Origin of the sequence: Roseateles saccharophilus (genome assembly GCF_004342485.1) — a bacterium.
GTDB classification, from domain to species: domain Bacteria; phylum Pseudomonadota; class Gammaproteobacteria; order Burkholderiales; family Burkholderiaceae_C; genus Pelomonas; species Pelomonas saccharophila.
The window spans coordinates 105,219-120,596 of sequence record NZ_SMBU01000001.1 but is presented as its reverse complement, the minus strand read 5'-3'; the positions used below and the strand labels follow the sequence as shown (position 1 = coordinate 120,596).

The window sequence follows — 15,378 nt, the reverse complement described above, 5'->3', positions numbered from 1 at the left end:
ATGGCTGACAGCGGACGCTTGAGGGGATTCGATAGCGGCCCTAGGGCCGTGCGTCTAGATCATTCGACGGCCTTCAGCATCTCCTCGACGACCTTCTTCGCGTCGCCGAAGACCATCATGGTCTTGTCCATGTAGAACAGCTCGTTGTCCAGGCCCGCATAGCCGGCGGCCATGGAGCGCTTGTTGACGATGACGGTCTTGGCCTTGTGGGCCTCGAGGATGGGCATGCCGTAGATCGGGCTGCCCTTCACATGCGCGGCCGGGTTCACGACGTCGTTGGCGCCGAGGATGATGGCCACGTCGGCCTGCGCGAACTCGGCGTTGATGTCCTCCATTTCGAAGACCTGGTCATAGGGCACCTCGGCCTCGGCCAGCAGCACGTTCATGTGGCCCGGCATGCGGCCAGCGACCGGGTGGATGGCGTACTTCACCGTCACGCCCTTCTCGGTCAGCTTGGCGGCCAGCTCCTTCACCGCATGCTGCGCGCGCGCGACCGCCAGGCCATAGCCCGGCACGATGATGACCGTCTCGGCGTTGCCGAGCACGAAGGCCGCGTCGTCGGCGCTGCCGCTCTTCACATTGCGCTGCTGGGCCGCACCGGCCGCAGGGCCGCCGGCCTCGCCGCCGAAGCCGCCCAGGATCACGTTGAAGAACGAGCGGTTCATCGCCTTGCACATGATGTAGCTCAGGATCGCACCCGAGCTGCCCACCAGCGAGCCGGAGATGATCAGCATGGGGTTGTTCAGCGAGAAGCCGATGCCCGCCGCCGCCCAGCCGGAATAGCTGTTCAGCATGGACACGACGACCGGCATGTCGGCGCCGCCGATGGGGATGATCAGCGTCACGCCCAGCACCAGGCCCAACAGCACGACAAGGCCGAAGGCCAGCGCCGACTGGCCGGCGAAGAACATGCCGCAGAAGGCCAGCGCCGCCGCGCCCAGCAGCAGGTTCAGCAGATGCTGGCCGGCGAACTGCACCGGCGCACCCTGGAACAGGCGGAACTTGCTGCCGCCCGAAAGCTTGCCCCAGGCGATGACGGAGCCGGTGAAGGTGACCGCGCCGATGAAGGCGCCCAGGGCCAGTTCCAGCCGGTTGCCGCGCGGGATGGGCGCCAGCGCGCGCGAGGCCACGCCGTCTTCCGGCGCGATGGCGGCCAGGGCCGCATCCATGGCCGGCGTGATGCCGAAGGCCGCCGGCTCCGCGACGGCCGCCACGGCGATAGCCACGGCCGCCAGGCCGATCATGCTGTGGAAGAAGGCGACCAGCTCGGGCATCTTGGTCATCTCGACCGTCTTGGCCTTCCAGGCGCCGAAGCCGCCGCCGACCACCAGGCCCAGCAGCACCCAGCCCAGGCCCGTGGCCGAGCCGGCCAGCTTGACGATGAGGGCCGCCGTCGTGAACGCGGCGATGGTCATGCCGGCCATGCCGAAGACATTGCCGCGGATGGAGGTCGTCGGATGCGACAGGCCCTTGAGCGCCTGGATGAAGCAGACGCTGGCGACGAGGTAGAGCAGCGTGACGAGATTGAGGCTCATTGCTTGCTCTCCGTCGTCACGACCTTCTTCTCTTTCTTCTTGAACATCTCCAGCATCCGCCGCGTGACGAGGAAGCCGCCGAAGACATTGACCGCGGCCAGCGCCACGGCCAGCACGCCCATGCCCTTGGCGAAGGGCGTCTCGGTCAGCGCCGCGGCCAGCATGGCCCCGACGATGACGATGGCCGAGATCGCGTTGGTCACGGCCATCAGCGGCGTGTGCAGCGCCGGCGTGACGGTCCAGACGACGTGGTAGCCGACGTAGATGGCCAGCACGAAGATGATCAGGTTGATGATGGTGTGGTCGACGATTTCCATGCTCATTTCCTCGTGACGGTGCCGTCCTGCGTGACGCGGCAGGCCGCGACGATGTCGTCATCCAGCGGCACGGCGAAGCCGCCCTCCTTGGTGATGACGAGCTTCAGGAAGTCCAGCACATTGCGCGCGTACAGCGCCGACGCATCGGCCGCGACCAGCGCCGGCAGATTGGTCTCGCCGACGATGACGACGCCGTGCTTCACGACCGTCCTGCCGGCCTCGGTCAGCGGGCAGTTGCCGCCGGCCGGGGCCGCGATGTCGACGATGACCGAGCCGGGCTTCATCGCCTTGACCATGTCCTCCGTGACCAGCACCGGCGCCGCGCGGCCCGGGATCAGCGCCGTCGTGACGACGATATCGGCCGCCGCGACACGCTTGGCGACCTCGGCCTTCTGGCGGTCCAGCCAGCTCTGGGGCATCGGTCGGGCATAGCCGCCGACGCCTTCGGCCGCTTCCTTCTCCTCGGCCGTCTCGTAGGGCACGTCGATGAACTTGGCGCCGAGGGACTCGACCTGCTCCTTCACCGAGGGCCGCACGTCGCTGGCCTCGATGACGGCGCCCAGGCGCTTGGCCGTCGCGATGGCCTGCAGGCCCGCCACGCCGACACCGAGGATGACGACGCGCGCCGCCTTCACGGTGCCGGCCGCCGTCATCAGCATCGGGAAGAAGCGCTGGTAGCGGTCGGCCGCGATCATCACGGCCTTGTAGCCGGCGATATTGGCCTGGCTGCTCAGCACGTCCATGCTCTGGGCCCGCGTCGTGCGCGGCGCGGCCTCCAGCGCGAAGCTGGTCAGGCCGGCGCCGGCAAGCGCCAGCAGACCTTCGAGGTCGAAGGGGTTGAGCATGCCGACCAGGGCCGTGCCGGGCTTCATCAGCGCCAGCTCGTCGGCGCCGGGGGCGCGCACCTTCAGCACCAGCTCGGCGCCGAGGGCCGCGGCCTGGTCGACGATCTCGCAGCCTACGGCTTCGTAGGCGGCATCGGTGACGCTGGCCGCGACGCCGGCGCCGCTCTCGATGCGCAGCACATGGCCTTGGGCCTTCAGTTTCTTGGCCGTCTCGGGCGTGACGGCCACGCGTGTTTCTCCAGCCGCACGTTCGCGCGGGACGCCGATCTGCATGGAATCTCCTTGCGGGGCAGGGGGTGCGCGGCAGCTTACACAATGCCTGCGTCATTCCGGTGCGGGAATTCGAGAGGAAGTTTCATGGCTGGTACACACAGGTTTCGTCCCAGCGTCACTGTCGCGGCGGTGATAGCGCGCGACGGACGCTATCTCCTTGTCGAGGAAGACACCCCCGAGGGCCTGCGCCTGAACAACCCGGCGGGCCATCTGGAGCAGGGAGAAAACCCCATCGAGGCCGTCGTGCGCGAGGCGCTGGAGGAGACCGCGCGGGCCTTCGTGCCCGAGGCCTTCCTGGGCGTCTACCTGGCCCGCTTCGTGCGCCCGCAGCCATTGGAGGATGTCACCTACGTGCGCCTGGCCTTCAGCGGTACGGTCGGGGAGACCATCGCCGGCCGCGCGCTGGACGAGGGTATCCACCGCACGCTGTGGCTGAGCCTGGACGAGCTGCGCGCCAGCCAGGCCCGCCATCGCAGCCCGCTGGTGCTGCGCTGCATCGAGGACCACGCGGCCGGCCGCAGGCTGCCGCTGGACAGCGTGAGCGCCGACGCTTCGCTGGCCGCGCCGCTGCAACCGGGCTGAGCGGGCCGGGCGCCGCGGCGCTGCACAATGCCGCGCCAACCCATGCCCCACCCTCCCCTGCACATCAGACGCCGGCGCCTCGCCGCCTGGCTGGCCCTGCCCGTGCTGCCGCTGGGCCTGGCGCCATGCGCCGTCGGCCAGCCCGAGCCCGTGCAGATCGCGAGCTGGGACCGCAGCACCAACCCGCTGATCGGCGTCAGCGAGGCGCTGCTGGCGCGCCTCTATGCCGAGGTCGGCCAGCCGATGCGCTTCGTCGATCTGCCCGCCCGCCGCGCCGGCCTGCTGCTGCGCAGCGGCGAGGTGGACGCCAACACCCACCGCGCGCACGACTTCATCGAAGCCAACCCCGGCGTCGTCGCCGTGGCCACGCCGCTGAACCATGTCCAGTTGCGCGCCTACGCGCGCGACCCGGCCCTGGCCCTCGCCGGCTGGGCCGAGCTGACGCGCTGGCGCGTCGCCCATCTGCGCGGCGTCGTGCGCGTGGAGCAGCTGATGCCGGCGGGCGTGCACCGCGTCGAGGCCGGCAGCCTGAAGGAGCTGTGGCGGCTGCTGGCCACCGAGGCGGCCGATGTCGCCATCCTCAGCGAGCCGGCCGGCAGCCCGACGCAGAAGCCGGCCGGCGTGCCCGGCCTGCGGCGGCTGGAGACCGTGCTGGACGAGCACAGCGTCCACCATGTGCTGGCCGGCCGCCACGCCGCCCTGGCCCAGAAGCTCAATGCCGCCCTGCTGCGCCTACAGGCCAGCGGGGAGCTGGACACGCTGCGCGAGTCGACGCTGCAGGCGCTGCTGAAGCGCCAGGGCGGCGCCGACAATCCGCGGCCATGACGACGCCGCCCGACTTCATCGAGGTCTGCCGCGCGCTGGTCGAGCGCTTCCAGGCCAGCCCGCGCGTGCAGCGCGGCGAGACCGGCAGCGGCGCGGACCTGGCGATGAAGGACAGCTGGGGCATCTGCATCAGCCGCCATCCCGAATGGGCCGATGCCTGTGAGCCGTAACCTCGGCTGGCCAGGGCGACGCCCTGCACCGCGCACTGCTGTGGACGATCTACCCGAACGGCGGCTTCGCCGCCGGCGAGACCGAATTCCTCTACCAGGGCCGCGGCATCGCGCCGCGCGCCAGCTGGGTGCTGTACCAGCGCGCCGAAAGCCTGTTCAAGCCGGGCTGATGGGGCCTTTGGGACAATCGGGCCCATGTGTTCCACCAAGAAACACCGTGTCGTCGTCGGCCTGTCCGGCGGCGTGGACTCGGCCGTGACCGCCCATCTGCTGAAGGAACAGGGCCACGAGGTCATCGCCATCTTCATGAAGAACTGGGAAGACGATGACGACGACGAGTACTGCTCCTCGCGCCAGGACTTCCTGGATGCCGCCTCGGTGGCCGACGTGCTCGGCATCGAGATCGAGCACGTCAACTTCGCCGCCGAGTACAAGGACCGCGTCTTCGAGAGCTTTCTGCGCGAATACCAGGCCGGCCGAACGCCCAACCCCGACGTGCTGTGCAACGCCGAGATCAAGTTCAAGGCCTTCCTCGACCACGCGATGCGCCTGGGCGCCGAGAAGATCGCCACAGGGCATTACGCACGCGTCCGATGGGTGCCATCGGACTCGCGCATGCCCGTTGGGCGTCATGACGAATCGGGCGCAGTTGCGCCCGATGGCGCGCACGTCCGCGAGGTCGACGGCGAGTTCCAGCTGCTGAAAGGCCTGGACCCGCTGAAGGACCAGAGCTACTTCCTGCACCGCCTGAGCCAGGCGCAGATGAGCAAGGCCATGTTCCCGGTCGGCCACCTGCCCAAGACCGAGGTGCGGCGTATCGCGGCCGAGATCGGCCTGCCGAACGCGAAGAAGAAGGACTCCACCGGCATCTGCTTCATCGGCGAACGGCCCTTCCGCGAGTTCCTGAACAAATACCTGTCCCACCAGCCCGGCCCCATCAAGGACGAGCGCGGCCGCAAGCTCGGCGAGCATGTCGGCCTCTCCTTCTACACGCTGGGCCAGCGCCAGGGCCTGGGCATAGGCGGCGTGAAGGAAAAGGGCGCACCACGCGGCGGTGGCGAGCACGAGCCCTGGTTCGTCGCGGCCAAGGACATCCCGAACAACACGCTGATCGCCGTGCAGGGCCACGACCACCCGCTGCTGCTCAGCCCTGCGCTGGTGGCCGACGACCTGAGCTGGGTCGCCGGCCGTGCGCCCGCCGCCGGCCCGGCCGCGGCCAAGACGCGCTACCGCCAGGCCGACGCGCGCTGCAGCGTCGGCTTCGACGCGGCCGGCCATCTGACGCTGCGCTTCCCCGACCCGCAGTGGGCCGTCACGCCGGGCCAGAGCGCCGTGGTCTACGACGGCGAGGTCTGCCTGGGCGGCGGCGTCATCGCGGCGGCCGCGCAGCGTTGACATGACCAAGTTCGATCGACTCCTGGCGCGGCTCGCCGAGCCCGGCGTCGTGCTGCGCCTGGCGGCCCTGGTGGTCTGCGCGATGGAGCTGGTCAGCGCCGGCGCGGCGCTGCTGGGCGCGCGCACCGAGCCCTATGACGGCCTCGTGGCCAAGCTCTGGCGCGAGCTCGGCGGCCGGGCCGACGACCGCGCGCTGCTGCTGATCTGCGTGGCCCTGCTGCTGGTCTTCGTCGCGCTGATGTGGCGCCTGGCCAGCCAGGGCGCACGCGTCGTCGCCGTGGACCGGCGCCTGGCCTGGCTGCTGCTCGTCGACCTGCTGGCCTTCGGCGTGACGCCGGGCCTGCCCTTCCTCGTCACGGCCCTGGCCGCCGTGCTGCTGCCGGCCCGCATGGCCCTGGGCTTCGGCTTCGCCCAGGTGCTGCTGAACACCGGCATCTACGCCGCACCGTCGGACACCGCCTGGCTGGACCAGTTCGGCCTGCTGTCGTCCATGCTGGCGCTGCACGGCCTGGCCTTCGGCCTCGGGCGCATGGCCGCCGCCGAGGCCGAGAAGCGCCGCTGGCTGCAGGCCGTGCTGGCCGAGCGGCTGTCGGGCGAGCAGCTGCTGGCCGAGCAGATGCGCTACAGCGAGCGCATGCAGATCGCCCGCGAGCTGCACGACCTGATGGGCCACCACCTGACCGCGCTGAACCTGCAGCTGCAGCTCGGCGGCGCGCTGCTCGCCCGCGAGGACAAGCCCGGCGCCGGCCAGGCCCTGGGCCGCGCCCAGGGCGTTGCGGCCCAGCTGCTGGCCGACGTGCGCGAGTCGGTCTCGCAGCAGCGGCGCTCGCAGCGCATCGACCTGTCCGCCGCGCTGCAGGCCCTCGCCGAGGGCATCGCCAGCACCCGCATCGAGCTGGCGCTGGACGAGGCGGCGCGCGACCTCGGCCCCCGCACCGCCCACGCGCTGCTGCGCTGCGTGCAGGAGGGCGTGACCAACAGCGTGCGCCATGCCGGCGCGCGACGCGTGCAGGTGGAGCTGCGCGGGCTGGGGGAAGGCGGGGATGAGGTGAGCGTCAGCATCGACGATGATGGGCGGGGCGCGCCGGGCTGGCGCGAGGGCCGTGCCGAGGGCTTTGGCAATGGCCTCTCGGGCATGGCCGAGCGCATGACAGAGCTGGGCGGTCAGATGCGCGTGACGCGCACGAGCCCGGGGTTCCGAATCGAATTGAGATGTCCGCGATGGCTGTGATCAAAATCCTGCTGGTGGAGGACCAGCAACTGGTGCGCGAGGGCCTGAAGGGCCTGCTGGCGCTGCACGACGAGCTCAAGGTCGTTGGCGAGGCCAGCGATGGCGCCGAGGCGCTGGAGTGGCTGTCGGCCATCCCGGCCGACGACGTGGCCAGCTCGATGCCCGACGTCATCCTCTCCGACATGCGCATGCCGCGCCTGGACGGCATCGGCCTGATCCGCGCGCTGGCCGCGCGCGCGCTGCGCCTGCCGGTCATCCTGCTGACCACCTTCGACGACACGGCCGCCTTCGACGAGGCCGTCCGCGCCGGCGCCAAGGGCTTCCTGCTGAAGGCCATCAGCCCCGAGACGCTCGCCCAGGCGTTGCGCGACGTGCACGGCGGTGGCACCGCGCTGCGGCCGTCTCTGACCACCCGCATGGAGGCCAAGGGCGGCGAGCGCGCCTTCACGGCCGCCGACCATCCCGATCCCCTGTCGCCCAAGGAGCTGCAGGTGCTGCGCCTGGTGGCCAGCGGACGCAGCAACACCGAGATCGCCAGCCTGCTGGGCAACAGCGAGGGCGTCATCAAGAACCACTGCTCGGCCATCTTCTCCAAGATGGGCGTGCGCGACCGCACGCAGGCGGTGCTGCGCGCTATCGACCTGGGCTGGATCTGAACTCGGGCCGGCCCGCCGGCGCTGCCATCTGCAGCACCCAGTAGCGCTGCCAACGGCCGGGGCCGGTCACGCAGGCCAGGCCGAAGTCCTGGAACTCGGCGGTCATCAGATTCTCGCAATGCGAGGTGCTGGCCAGCCAATGCGCCAGCGCCTCGTCCAGCGTCTGCGGCCCCCCGGCCAGGTTCTCGCCGGCCGCGCGCAGCACATAGCCGGCCTCGTGCAGGCGTGCGCGCAGGGACTGGCCGGCCTCGCCGACATGCTCGACGTGGTCGCGCCGCGCCAGCTCTTGCGCATGGCGCCGCGCCGAGTCGCCGAGCACGGCCTGCCAGTGCAGGGCCGGCGCGGCGGGCCAGAGGTGGCCGCCGCATTCGCGGGCCTGGGCACGCAGCGCGTTCAGGGCCGCGGCGCCGGCCTGTGCATCGGGCTCGCAGCCGCCATCCGGCGCGGCAGGCGCCGGACCGCATATGGCGAGCAGCAGGAAGAGCAGGAAGCGCATGCCGGCATCCTAGGGCCTGTTGCCAAGCCCTCCGGCAGCGGCGACCATGACCGCATGAAACCGCAACATCTGTTCGCCGCCCTCCTCGTCTCGGCCGCGCTGGCCAGCTGCGCCCAGACGCCGCCGCCCTCACCCGCCGCGAGCGCCGCCGAGCCCGAGTCGCAACGCCTGTCGCGCGAGCTGCAGGCCGCCGTCGGCACGGCCGCCTGCACGGCCGACAGCCAGTGCAGCTCGCTGGCCGTGGGCGCCAAGGCCTGCGGCGGGCCGGCCGGCTATCTGGCCTGGTCCTCCGTGGGCACCGACGCGGCCCGCCTCAAGGAGCTGGCCGCGCGCCTGACCGAGGCGCAGCGGCGCGAGAACGTGGCCAGCGGGCTGCGCTCCAACTGCGCCTTCGTGGCCGATCCGGGCGCGGTCTGCGTGGCCGGCCGCTGCCAGCTCGCCACACCAGCCAGCCTGCGCTGAACCGGGGCCCCAGGCCCAGCAGCTACGCCGGGGCGCCCCCAAGGGCGGCGATGCTTGGCGGCCCGGCCCGAAATACCGCGAAGCCGACGCAAAAAGACGCAGGCCTCGCGACCTGCGGCTTGGACGAGACCGTAGCCGGCTCGCTCAGGATGGGCACGCTGCCGCCCGTCGACACGCGCAGCACCGTGGTGGACTGCGGGTTGCCCGTGGTGCCGGCGGCGACGCCGTCACGGTCGGCCTGGCTCAGCAGCGCCGTCACCTGTGCGATGACGTCCACGCCCGGCGCGGTCAGGTCGGGCTTCATCAGGTTGCTGTCGCCCTGCTTGGGGCCACGCGACGAGAAGCCGGCCATGACCGGCGCCGCGGCGGTGCCGCTGGCCAGGCGGGTCAGCGCGGTCTCGGCAGCGGCACGGTCGGGCGCCTCCACGCGCTCGGCGCTGACTGCGCCTGTGCGCAGCACGCGGGTCAAGACCTGCGGCATGGAGGCCGTCAGCCCTGCACTGGTGACGCAGAGCGAAGCGAAGGCGAGTGCTTCATGTCACCAGGAGATGAGGTCGTCGTCCTCGCCCTCGCCGCCGGGGCGGCCGTCGCGGCCGTAGCTGAGCAGGTCGTACTCGCCATGCTCGCCGGGGCTGCGGTACTGGTAGGCGTGGCCCCAGGGGTCCTTGGGCACGGCCTTGGCCAGGTAGGGGCCGGACCACTTGGGCTCGTCGGCCGGCTTGCTGAAGAGCGCGGCCAGGCCTTGCTCGGTGCTAGGGTAGTGGCCGACGTCCAGGCGGTACTGGTCGAGCGACTTCTGCAGCGCGTCGATCTGGGCCCGTGCCGCCTTGACCTCGCTCTTGCCGATCTGGCCGAAGAACTTCGGCCCGACGTAGCCGGCCAGCAGGCCGATGATGACCATCACGACGAGCAGTTCGAGCAGTGTGAAGCCGCTGGAACGGACGGGGAACGGACGGGACATGGTCGGGCGGGCTACAGCGGGAGGGCGACTGTTCATCAGCGGACCAGCCCCTGCAATCGGGATTTGACCGACCCACATTCTCGGCGGGCCACGTGACGGTCAGCTCGATTGCGCCAGCGTGCAGCTGTTGGCCACGTTATCGGGGCAGGGCCCCTGCCAGCGTATCTGCACGGCCGCGGCCGGTGGCAGCGGCGCGCGGCCGTCCAGGGCCTGGCCGCGCACGCCGGTGAACGTGGCCAGCGTCGTCCAATCGCTGGCGCCGGACAGGCGGTATTGCAGCGCATAGCGGCCACCGGGCCGCAGGGCGCGCGTCCTGATCTGGTATTCGCCGCCGACGATGGCGAAGCTCGGGCTGTCGCGGAATGGCTGGGCCAGCGGCTCGCCGACGAACAGGCCCTGGCCCGGCCATTGCACGGCCTTCCAATAGGCCTCGACGGCGGTCGCGCCGCGCCAGTACTGGTCGATGAGGACCGAGGCGCGCGAGAACTTCTGCTGGTAGTTGCAGGGCTCCTCGACGGTGCCGTAGCTGGCCGTCGCGCCGGCGTCCAGCCAGGCGGTGACGGGCATCTGGCCGTTGGCCCCGGGCAGCAGGCCGGCATAGGAGGTCAGCGTGTCGGCCAGGGCGCCGGGGCGGAACTGCAGCGTCGACAGATTGCCCACGCTGGCCAGGCCGGTCAGGTAGAAGAGCACATTGCTCTTGCCGGACGGCGAGTCGGCGCCGGCGGGAGCGGCGCTGTTGTCGACGTAGTTCAGCGCGAGCGCGCCGCTCCAGGCGGCAGGCAGCGGCGCGAAGTCCGTCCAGCGCAGGTTGCGGTCGGTGTCGGTCGTGCGCACCAGCCAGCCGTCGCCCGCGGGCAGCGTCGCGTCGGCGGCCACGCCGCGGGCGATCAGCGCCTTGGCGGCATCCAGCGTGCGCGCGCCCAGCAGCATCGACGGGCGCAGCTGCAGTTCGCCCTGCGGGCGGCGGGACTCGCTGTCGTAGAGCGGCGACGCCGCCGTCGCCACACAGGCCGTCGCCGTCGGGTTGCAGTATTTGGTGTCGAAGCCCAGCGCCATGGCGCTGGTGATGCCCATGCTGCAGGCACCCACGACACGGCTGGGCGCACTCCAGGTCAGCAAGGTGGCCTGGATGCCGGCGGGCAGCCTGGCGTCGAGGTCGGCCTTCAGCGCCGCGAAATCGGCCGCACCGATGCTGTCGCTGGCCGTGCCGAGCTTGACCTTGATCAGGTTGGCCGCCGGCACGCCACGCGCCGCGACATAGGCCGCGCCTACGGCCTCGCTGAGCGCATCGCCCTCGGCCACGACGACGGCCAGGTCGGCCGGCGCGAGGCCGTTGGTCGGAAGCGACAGTGTCAGCGTCTGCCCGATGCCGCCGGTGCCTCCGGAAGTTCCGCCCGTCGCGCCGCCGGAACTGCTGGTGGTGGCCCCGCCACCGCCCCCGCCGCAGGCGGCCAGAAGCAGGCTCAGACAGAGGGAAAACAGCTGGAAGACGCGGCGCATGGCGGCCATTTTGACCCGGGCCGACGGGCCCGAAATCGGCACCCGCCTGGTGCAAAACGCACCTTTCGCGGCCGGCGAACCCGGGCATACCCCAGTGCCGTGCACCGCGGCGGGGCAATACATTCCTGTCACTCGACGCGGTTCCAGACCCTGGTTTCGGACCGCCGGGCGGGTTGTGAGGAGACAAGACAAGCGCGCAGCGCAGAAGGTTGCTTCGTGACCCCGAAGACAATCACACCGGCCACCAAGGCACCCCTTGGTGGCCGTTTTATTTTCGCCCCTCGTCCAGTCTCGCCCCGCTGAACGCGGGCGGTCCTGGCGCGGTCTTGCAGACCGCGCTGCGGGCCAGCCCGCAGCTCTTCGGCAGGCACGGTGAGTCCACAGGACTCACCGTGTCCGGCCTCAGCCCCCGAGGGGATGGCGATGCTCGCGGGGCATGCCCCGCTCGCACATCGCCGGACGGGCCGGCTTGGGAGCGGCCCGGCGCTCGGCCCGATGAAGGCACGCCGGCCACGCCGCGTGCTGATGGAATCCAACATGCTCGAACTGCTCACCGTCGCCCTCGCCTCCCTGCTCGCAGGCTTCATCGATGCAGTGGCGGGCGGCGGCGGTCTGGTGCTGGTGCCGGCGCTGTTCAGCACCTTCCCGGGCGCGGCGCCGGCCACGCTGCTGGGCACGAACAAGGGCGCGTCCGTCTGGGGCACAGGATGGGCCACGTTGCAGTACGTCAAGCGGGTCGACCTGCCCTGGCGGCGGCTGATGCCGGCCGCGGCGCTGGCCGGGCTGGGCAGCTTCGCCGGCGCCTGGGCGCTGACCCTCGTCAGCCCGAACGGCCTGCGCAAGGCCCTGCCCCTGGTGCTGCTGGCCGTGCTGGCCTACACGCTGGCCAGGAAGGACCTCGGCCGCGAGCACCGGCCGCGCTTCCAAGGCCGCGCCGAGGCCGCGGTGGCCGGCGCCATCGCGCTGGCCGTGGGCTTCTACGACGGCTTCTTCGGCCCCGGCACGGGCAGCTTCTTCGTCTTCCTGTTCGTGCGGCTGCTGGGTTACGACTTCCTGCACGCGTCGGCCACGGCCAAGCTGATGAACCTGCTGACGAATGCGTTCGCGATCGCACTGTTCGTCAGCAAGGGCCATATCTGGTGGCATGTGGCCGCGGTGATGGCCGTGACCAATGTCGCCGGCAGCCTGCTCGGCACGCGGCTGGCCCTGAAGCATGGCGCCGGTTTCGTGCGGGGCGTCTTCGTCGTCGTCGTCGGCTGCCTGATCCTGAAAACAGCCTGGGACGCCTTCCTCCGCTGAACTACCATCAGGCATCCCCCAGCGTCCCCACCCACCATGCCCGTCGATCCTCAACTGCGCAATCTGGACATCGAGATCCCGACCCAGCCCGAGGTCCTGGTCAAGCTCTCGCTGCTGATGGCGGCCGAGGACATCGACCTGCAGGCCATGTCCTCGCTGGTCGAAACCGACATGGCCCTGGCCGCCGCCGTCATGAAGGCGGTGAACTCGTCGCTGTACGGCCTGCGCGGCCGCGTGCAGACGGTGCACCAGGCGCTGACCTACCTCGGCATGCGCGAGGTCGCCGCCATCACCTTTGAGATGGGCCTGCGCGCCGCCTTCCCGGCCGCGGCCGAACTGGAGTCGGTCTGGACGCGCGCGTCGCAGCGCGGCCTGCTGATGGGCCGCATGGGCCAGATGCTGGGCGTGGACCCCTGGGCCGCGCATTCGGCCGGCCTGTTCGAGGAGTGCGGCAAGGCGGTGCTCTACCGCCACGCGCCCGCCCACTACCCGGCCATGCTGCGCGCCGCCACGCGCGACGCCGATCTGGTGGAGCTGGAGAAGACGGCCTTCGGCGTCAGCCACGACGCACTCGGCGCGGCGCTGTGCGAGAGCTGGGGCCTGGCGCCGGCCGCGGTGGCCAGCGTGCGCTACCACGTCGAGGTGCAGACGACGCTGACCATGCCCGAGAGCCTGGCGCGCCGCAGCGTCTGCGCGATCTCGGCCGTGGCCTGGGCGCTGCTGACCCACCCCGACCAGCTCGACGAGATCGCCAGCCAGATCGCACCCCAGGCCCAGCTCGACGAGACCCTGGTGCTGCGCGCCGCACGGCGCGTCAACGAGCAGCTGCTCGCTGCCCAGGAGCACGGGCGCTGACGTTCAGGCCGCCAGGCTGAGCCGGTCCCTGCCGGCGTGCTTGGCGATGTAGAGCGCCTCGTCGGCCGCCTGCAGCAGAGCCTGCGCGCTGAGGTAAGGATGGGCCGGGCTGGCCGCGGCGAGGCCGACGCTGAGCGTCAGGTCGCCCTGGCCATCGGGCAGGCGCAGCGCACGCAGCTCGTCGCGCAAAGACTCCAGCACACCTTGCGCCTCGGCCATGCCGAAGCCGGGCAGCAGCGCGACGAACTCCTCGCCGCCCAGGCGCGCGACGACGTCGGTGTCGCGCTGGAAACGCTCGTTGAGCAAGGTGGCCACGCGCTGCAGCGCCTGGTCGCCGACGGCCGTGCCGTGGGCGAGGTTGAACTGCTTGAACTGGTCCAGGTCCAGCACCGCCAGCGCCAGCAGCCCGCGCTGGCGCTGGGCGCGCTTGAACTCGCGGCGCAGCGCCTCGTCGAAGGCGCGCTGGTTGGCGATGCCGGTCAGCACGTCGGTGCGCACGAGGCTGGCGAGCTCGCGCTGATTGGCGTCCAGGGCCGAGCGGGCCTCCTCGAGCAGGTGGCGCTGCTGGGCCAGCTCGCGGCGCAGCTCGCGGGCGTCCTGGTCCTGCTGCCACAGCGAGCCGCGCGCACGCCGCATCGCGTGGCCGATGCGGTCCAGCTCGGCCGTGAGGCCGGGCGCCGGAACATCGGCCTCGGGGGTCAGCGGCACGGGAGCCGATTCCATCGCCTCGCAGCCCGCCGCCAGGCGGCGCAGCGGCCGCAGCAGCAGGGTCTCGACCAGCAGCAGCTGCGCCGCGCTGAGCAGCAGCACCAGCAGGCCCGTGCGCGCCAGCATCTCGCGCAGCGGCTCGAAGCCGCCCAGGCTCCACTCGAAGGCCGCGACGACGAGGCCGGTCAGCAGCGGCACCCCCAGCATCAGCCGCAACCGCAGCGAACCCAGCCGGCGCGGGCCGACGCGGGGAAGGGATTCGGCGAGGGATTCGGTGCTCATCTGTGACACGGGCTGCGCCACAAATTGTCTCGACCTTCGCCGCGCCTTTGCTCGGGGTTTATCTGGGCGTTTGAGCGCCGCGAAGCCGGCGGCGCCGGGCCTAATACGGTACCTGGTCCGACGGGTACTTCCAGAAGTCCTTCAGCAGGTAGCTCATCGGCAGGTTCAGCGCCGTGTTCTTGGGCGGGATGGGCTTCATGAACCAGCGGTCGTAGATGGCCTGGGCTTCGTGGCTGGCGATGAGGCGCTTCATCTCCTCGTCGACGATGGCCTTGAGCTCCGGGTCGTTCTTGGGCAGCACGATGGACAGCGGCTCGATGGTCAGGAACTTGCCGACGACGCGGAACTTCGCCGCGTCCGGCCGCGCCGAGACGATGCCATAGAGCAGCACGTCGTCCATGACGAAGCCGTCCGCCTGGCCGGCGGCCAGCATCTCCATCGCCTTGGCGTGGTCCGGCGCCTCGACGATGTTGATGTGCAGCGCGCGCTCGCCGTTGGCCTGGGTGATTGACTTCAGCGGCGTCGTGCCCTTGGTGGAGACCAGGGTCTTGCCGTCGAACTGCGCGAGTTCGACGATGCCGCTGTCGGCCCGCACCAGGTAGCGCGCGCCGGTGATGTAGAGGGGCACGGTGAAAGCGACCTTCTCGCGGCGCTCGGCGTTGTTGGTCGTCGAGCCGCATTCCATGTCGGCCTTGCCGTCCACCACCATCTGGATGCGGTTGGCCGGCGTGACCAGCAGGAACTGCGGGTTCAGCGTGCTCATCTTCAGCTTCTTGCGCACCGCCTCGGCCATCTTGAGGCAGAGGTCGACCGCATAGCCGACGGGCCGGCCGTCGGGCAGCAGGTAGCTGAAGGGCACGGAAGACTCACGGTGGGCGAGCACGATGCGGCCACTGGACTGGATGCGATCCAGCGCCGGGCCGGCCTTGGCGGTGGCGCAGACTCCGAGGGCAAGGAGGAGCGGCAACAGGGTTTTCATGACGGAG

Annotated in this window: 18 protein-coding genes; 9 read left to right on the top strand and 9 right to left on the bottom strand. The window is 71.0% G+C overall.

The features are described from left to right. Positions 1 to 59 precede the first annotated feature (59 nt). From EV671_RS00490 to EV671_RS00480, 3 genes are read right to left on the bottom strand one after another with little or no spacing between them, the layout of a single operon-like run. Positions 60 to 1,535: an NAD(P)(+) transhydrogenase (Re/Si-specific) subunit beta gene (locus EV671_RS00490; protein ID WP_132569062.1), complete on the bottom strand. Its 1,476-nt coding sequence runs from the start codon at positions 1,533 to 1,535 to the stop codon at positions 60 to 62. After that, positions 1,532 to 1,852 carry an NAD(P) transhydrogenase subunit alpha part 2 gene (locus tag EV671_RS00485; RefSeq protein WP_132569061.1) on the bottom strand — a complete coding sequence of 107 codons (321 nt, stop codon included), beginning with the start codon at positions 1,850 to 1,852 and terminating at the stop codon, positions 1,532 to 1,534. Before EV671_RS00485 ends, EV671_RS00490 begins: the two co-directional genes overlap by 4 nt. Positions 1,853 to 1,854: 2 nt before the next feature. Beyond that, positions 1,855 to 2,970 (bottom strand): Re/Si-specific NAD(P)(+) transhydrogenase subunit alpha, encoded by a 1,116-nt coding sequence (locus EV671_RS00480; RefSeq protein ID WP_132569060.1) that lies wholly within the window; start codon positions 2,968 to 2,970, stop codon positions 1,855 to 1,857. An 84-nt stretch (positions 2,971 to 3,054) separates the two neighbouring features. Here EV671_RS00480 and EV671_RS00475 point away from each other — a divergent pair, with 84 nt between their 5' ends. The 6 genes from EV671_RS00475 (at position 3,055) to EV671_RS00455 (ending at position 7,829) form a co-directional block, all read left to right on the top strand. Then, positions 3,055 to 3,552: an NUDIX hydrolase gene (locus EV671_RS00475; RefSeq protein WP_132569059.1), complete on the top strand. Its 498-nt coding sequence runs from the start codon at positions 3,055 to 3,057 to the stop codon at positions 3,550 to 3,552. 42 nt (positions 3,553 to 3,594) lie between these two features. Beyond that, a complete protein-coding gene (locus EV671_RS00470; RefSeq protein WP_165917426.1) occupies positions 3,595 to 4,377 on the top strand; it encodes a substrate-binding periplasmic protein in 783 nt (260 codons plus the stop codon). After that, a complete protein-coding gene (locus tag EV671_RS26620; protein ID WP_165917425.1) occupies positions 4,374 to 4,547 on the top strand; it encodes a hypothetical protein in 174 nt (57 codons plus the stop codon). The genes EV671_RS00470 and EV671_RS26620 overlap by 4 nt, the downstream gene beginning before the upstream one ends. 195 nt (positions 4,548 to 4,742) lie before the next feature. Then, the gene (gene mnmA / locus EV671_RS00465; RefSeq protein ID WP_132569057.1) at positions 4,743 to 5,942 is read left to right on the top strand and encodes a tRNA 2-thiouridine(34) synthase MnmA; all 1,200 of its coding nucleotides are present in this window, start codon (positions 4,743 to 4,745) and stop codon (positions 5,940 to 5,942) included. Between the two features lies 1 nt (position 5,943). Next, on the top strand, positions 5,944 to 7,173 hold the full coding sequence (locus tag EV671_RS00460) for a sensor histidine kinase (RefSeq protein WP_132569056.1): 1,230 nt from the start codon (positions 5,944 to 5,946) through the stop codon (positions 7,171 to 7,173). Further along, a complete protein-coding gene (locus EV671_RS00455; protein ID WP_243655523.1) occupies positions 7,164 to 7,829 on the top strand; it encodes a response regulator transcription factor in 666 nt (221 codons plus the stop codon). The genes EV671_RS00460 and EV671_RS00455 overlap by 10 nt, the downstream gene beginning before the upstream one ends. On the opposite strand, the gene EV671_RS00450 is transcribed toward EV671_RS00455, so the two are convergent. Then, on the bottom strand, positions 7,807 to 8,325 hold the full coding sequence (locus EV671_RS00450) for a CAP domain-containing protein (protein ID WP_132569055.1): 519 nt from the start codon (positions 8,323 to 8,325) through the stop codon (positions 7,807 to 7,809). The two genes, EV671_RS00455 and EV671_RS00450, sit on opposite strands and share 23 nt — an antisense overlap. 54 nt (positions 8,326 to 8,379) lie before the next feature. Here EV671_RS00450 and EV671_RS00445 point away from each other — a divergent pair, with 54 nt between their 5' ends. Then, the gene (locus EV671_RS00445; RefSeq protein ID WP_132569054.1) at positions 8,380 to 8,787 is read left to right on the top strand and encodes a hypothetical protein; all 408 of its coding nucleotides are present in this window, start codon (positions 8,380 to 8,382) and stop codon (positions 8,785 to 8,787) included. 22 nt (positions 8,788 to 8,809) lie between these two features. Here the strand turns inward: EV671_RS00445 and EV671_RS00440 are convergent, their stop codons facing one another. The 3 genes from EV671_RS00440 to EV671_RS00430 form a co-directional block, all read right to left on the bottom strand. Continuing rightward, positions 8,810 to 9,268 (bottom strand): hypothetical protein, encoded by a 459-nt coding sequence (locus tag EV671_RS00440; protein WP_132569053.1) that lies wholly within the window; start codon positions 9,266 to 9,268, stop codon positions 8,810 to 8,812. Positions 9,269 to 9,325: 57 nt separating this feature from the next. Further along, a complete protein-coding gene (gspG, locus tag EV671_RS00435) occupies positions 9,326 to 9,748 on the bottom strand; it encodes a type II secretion system major pseudopilin GspG (RefSeq protein ID WP_132569052.1) in 423 nt (140 codons plus the stop codon). Positions 9,749 to 9,847: 99 nt separating this feature from the next. Then, complete coding sequence (locus EV671_RS00430) at positions 9,848 to 11,248, bottom strand: TIGR03790 family protein (protein WP_165917424.1); 1,401 nt, start codon at positions 11,246 to 11,248, stop codon at positions 9,848 to 9,850. Between the two features lie 537 nt (positions 11,249 to 11,785). Between EV671_RS00430 and EV671_RS00425 the strand changes: the two genes are divergently transcribed. Together EV671_RS00425 and EV671_RS00420 are read left to right on the top strand one after the other, a co-directional pair. Continuing rightward, the gene (locus EV671_RS00425) at positions 11,786 to 12,547 is read left to right on the top strand and encodes a sulfite exporter TauE/SafE family protein (RefSeq protein ID WP_132569424.1); all 762 of its coding nucleotides are present in this window, start codon (positions 11,786 to 11,788) and stop codon (positions 12,545 to 12,547) included. A 36-nt stretch (positions 12,548 to 12,583) separates the two neighbouring features. Further along, positions 12,584 to 13,402, top strand: coding sequence for an HDOD domain-containing protein (locus EV671_RS00420; RefSeq protein ID WP_132569050.1), 819 nt, complete (start codon positions 12,584 to 12,586; stop codon positions 13,400 to 13,402). A 3-nt stretch (positions 13,403 to 13,405) separates the two neighbouring features. Here the strand turns inward: EV671_RS00420 and EV671_RS00415 are convergent, their stop codons facing one another. After that, a complete protein-coding gene (locus EV671_RS00415) occupies positions 13,406 to 14,392 on the bottom strand; it encodes a GGDEF domain-containing protein (RefSeq protein ID WP_132569049.1) in 987 nt (328 codons plus the stop codon). Between the two features lie 100 nt (positions 14,393 to 14,492). Next, entirely contained in the window at positions 14,493 to 15,371 is an 879-nt protein-coding gene (locus tag EV671_RS00410) for an amino acid ABC transporter substrate-binding protein (RefSeq protein ID WP_132569048.1), read from the bottom strand. Positions 15,372 to 15,378 lie beyond the last annotated feature (7 nt).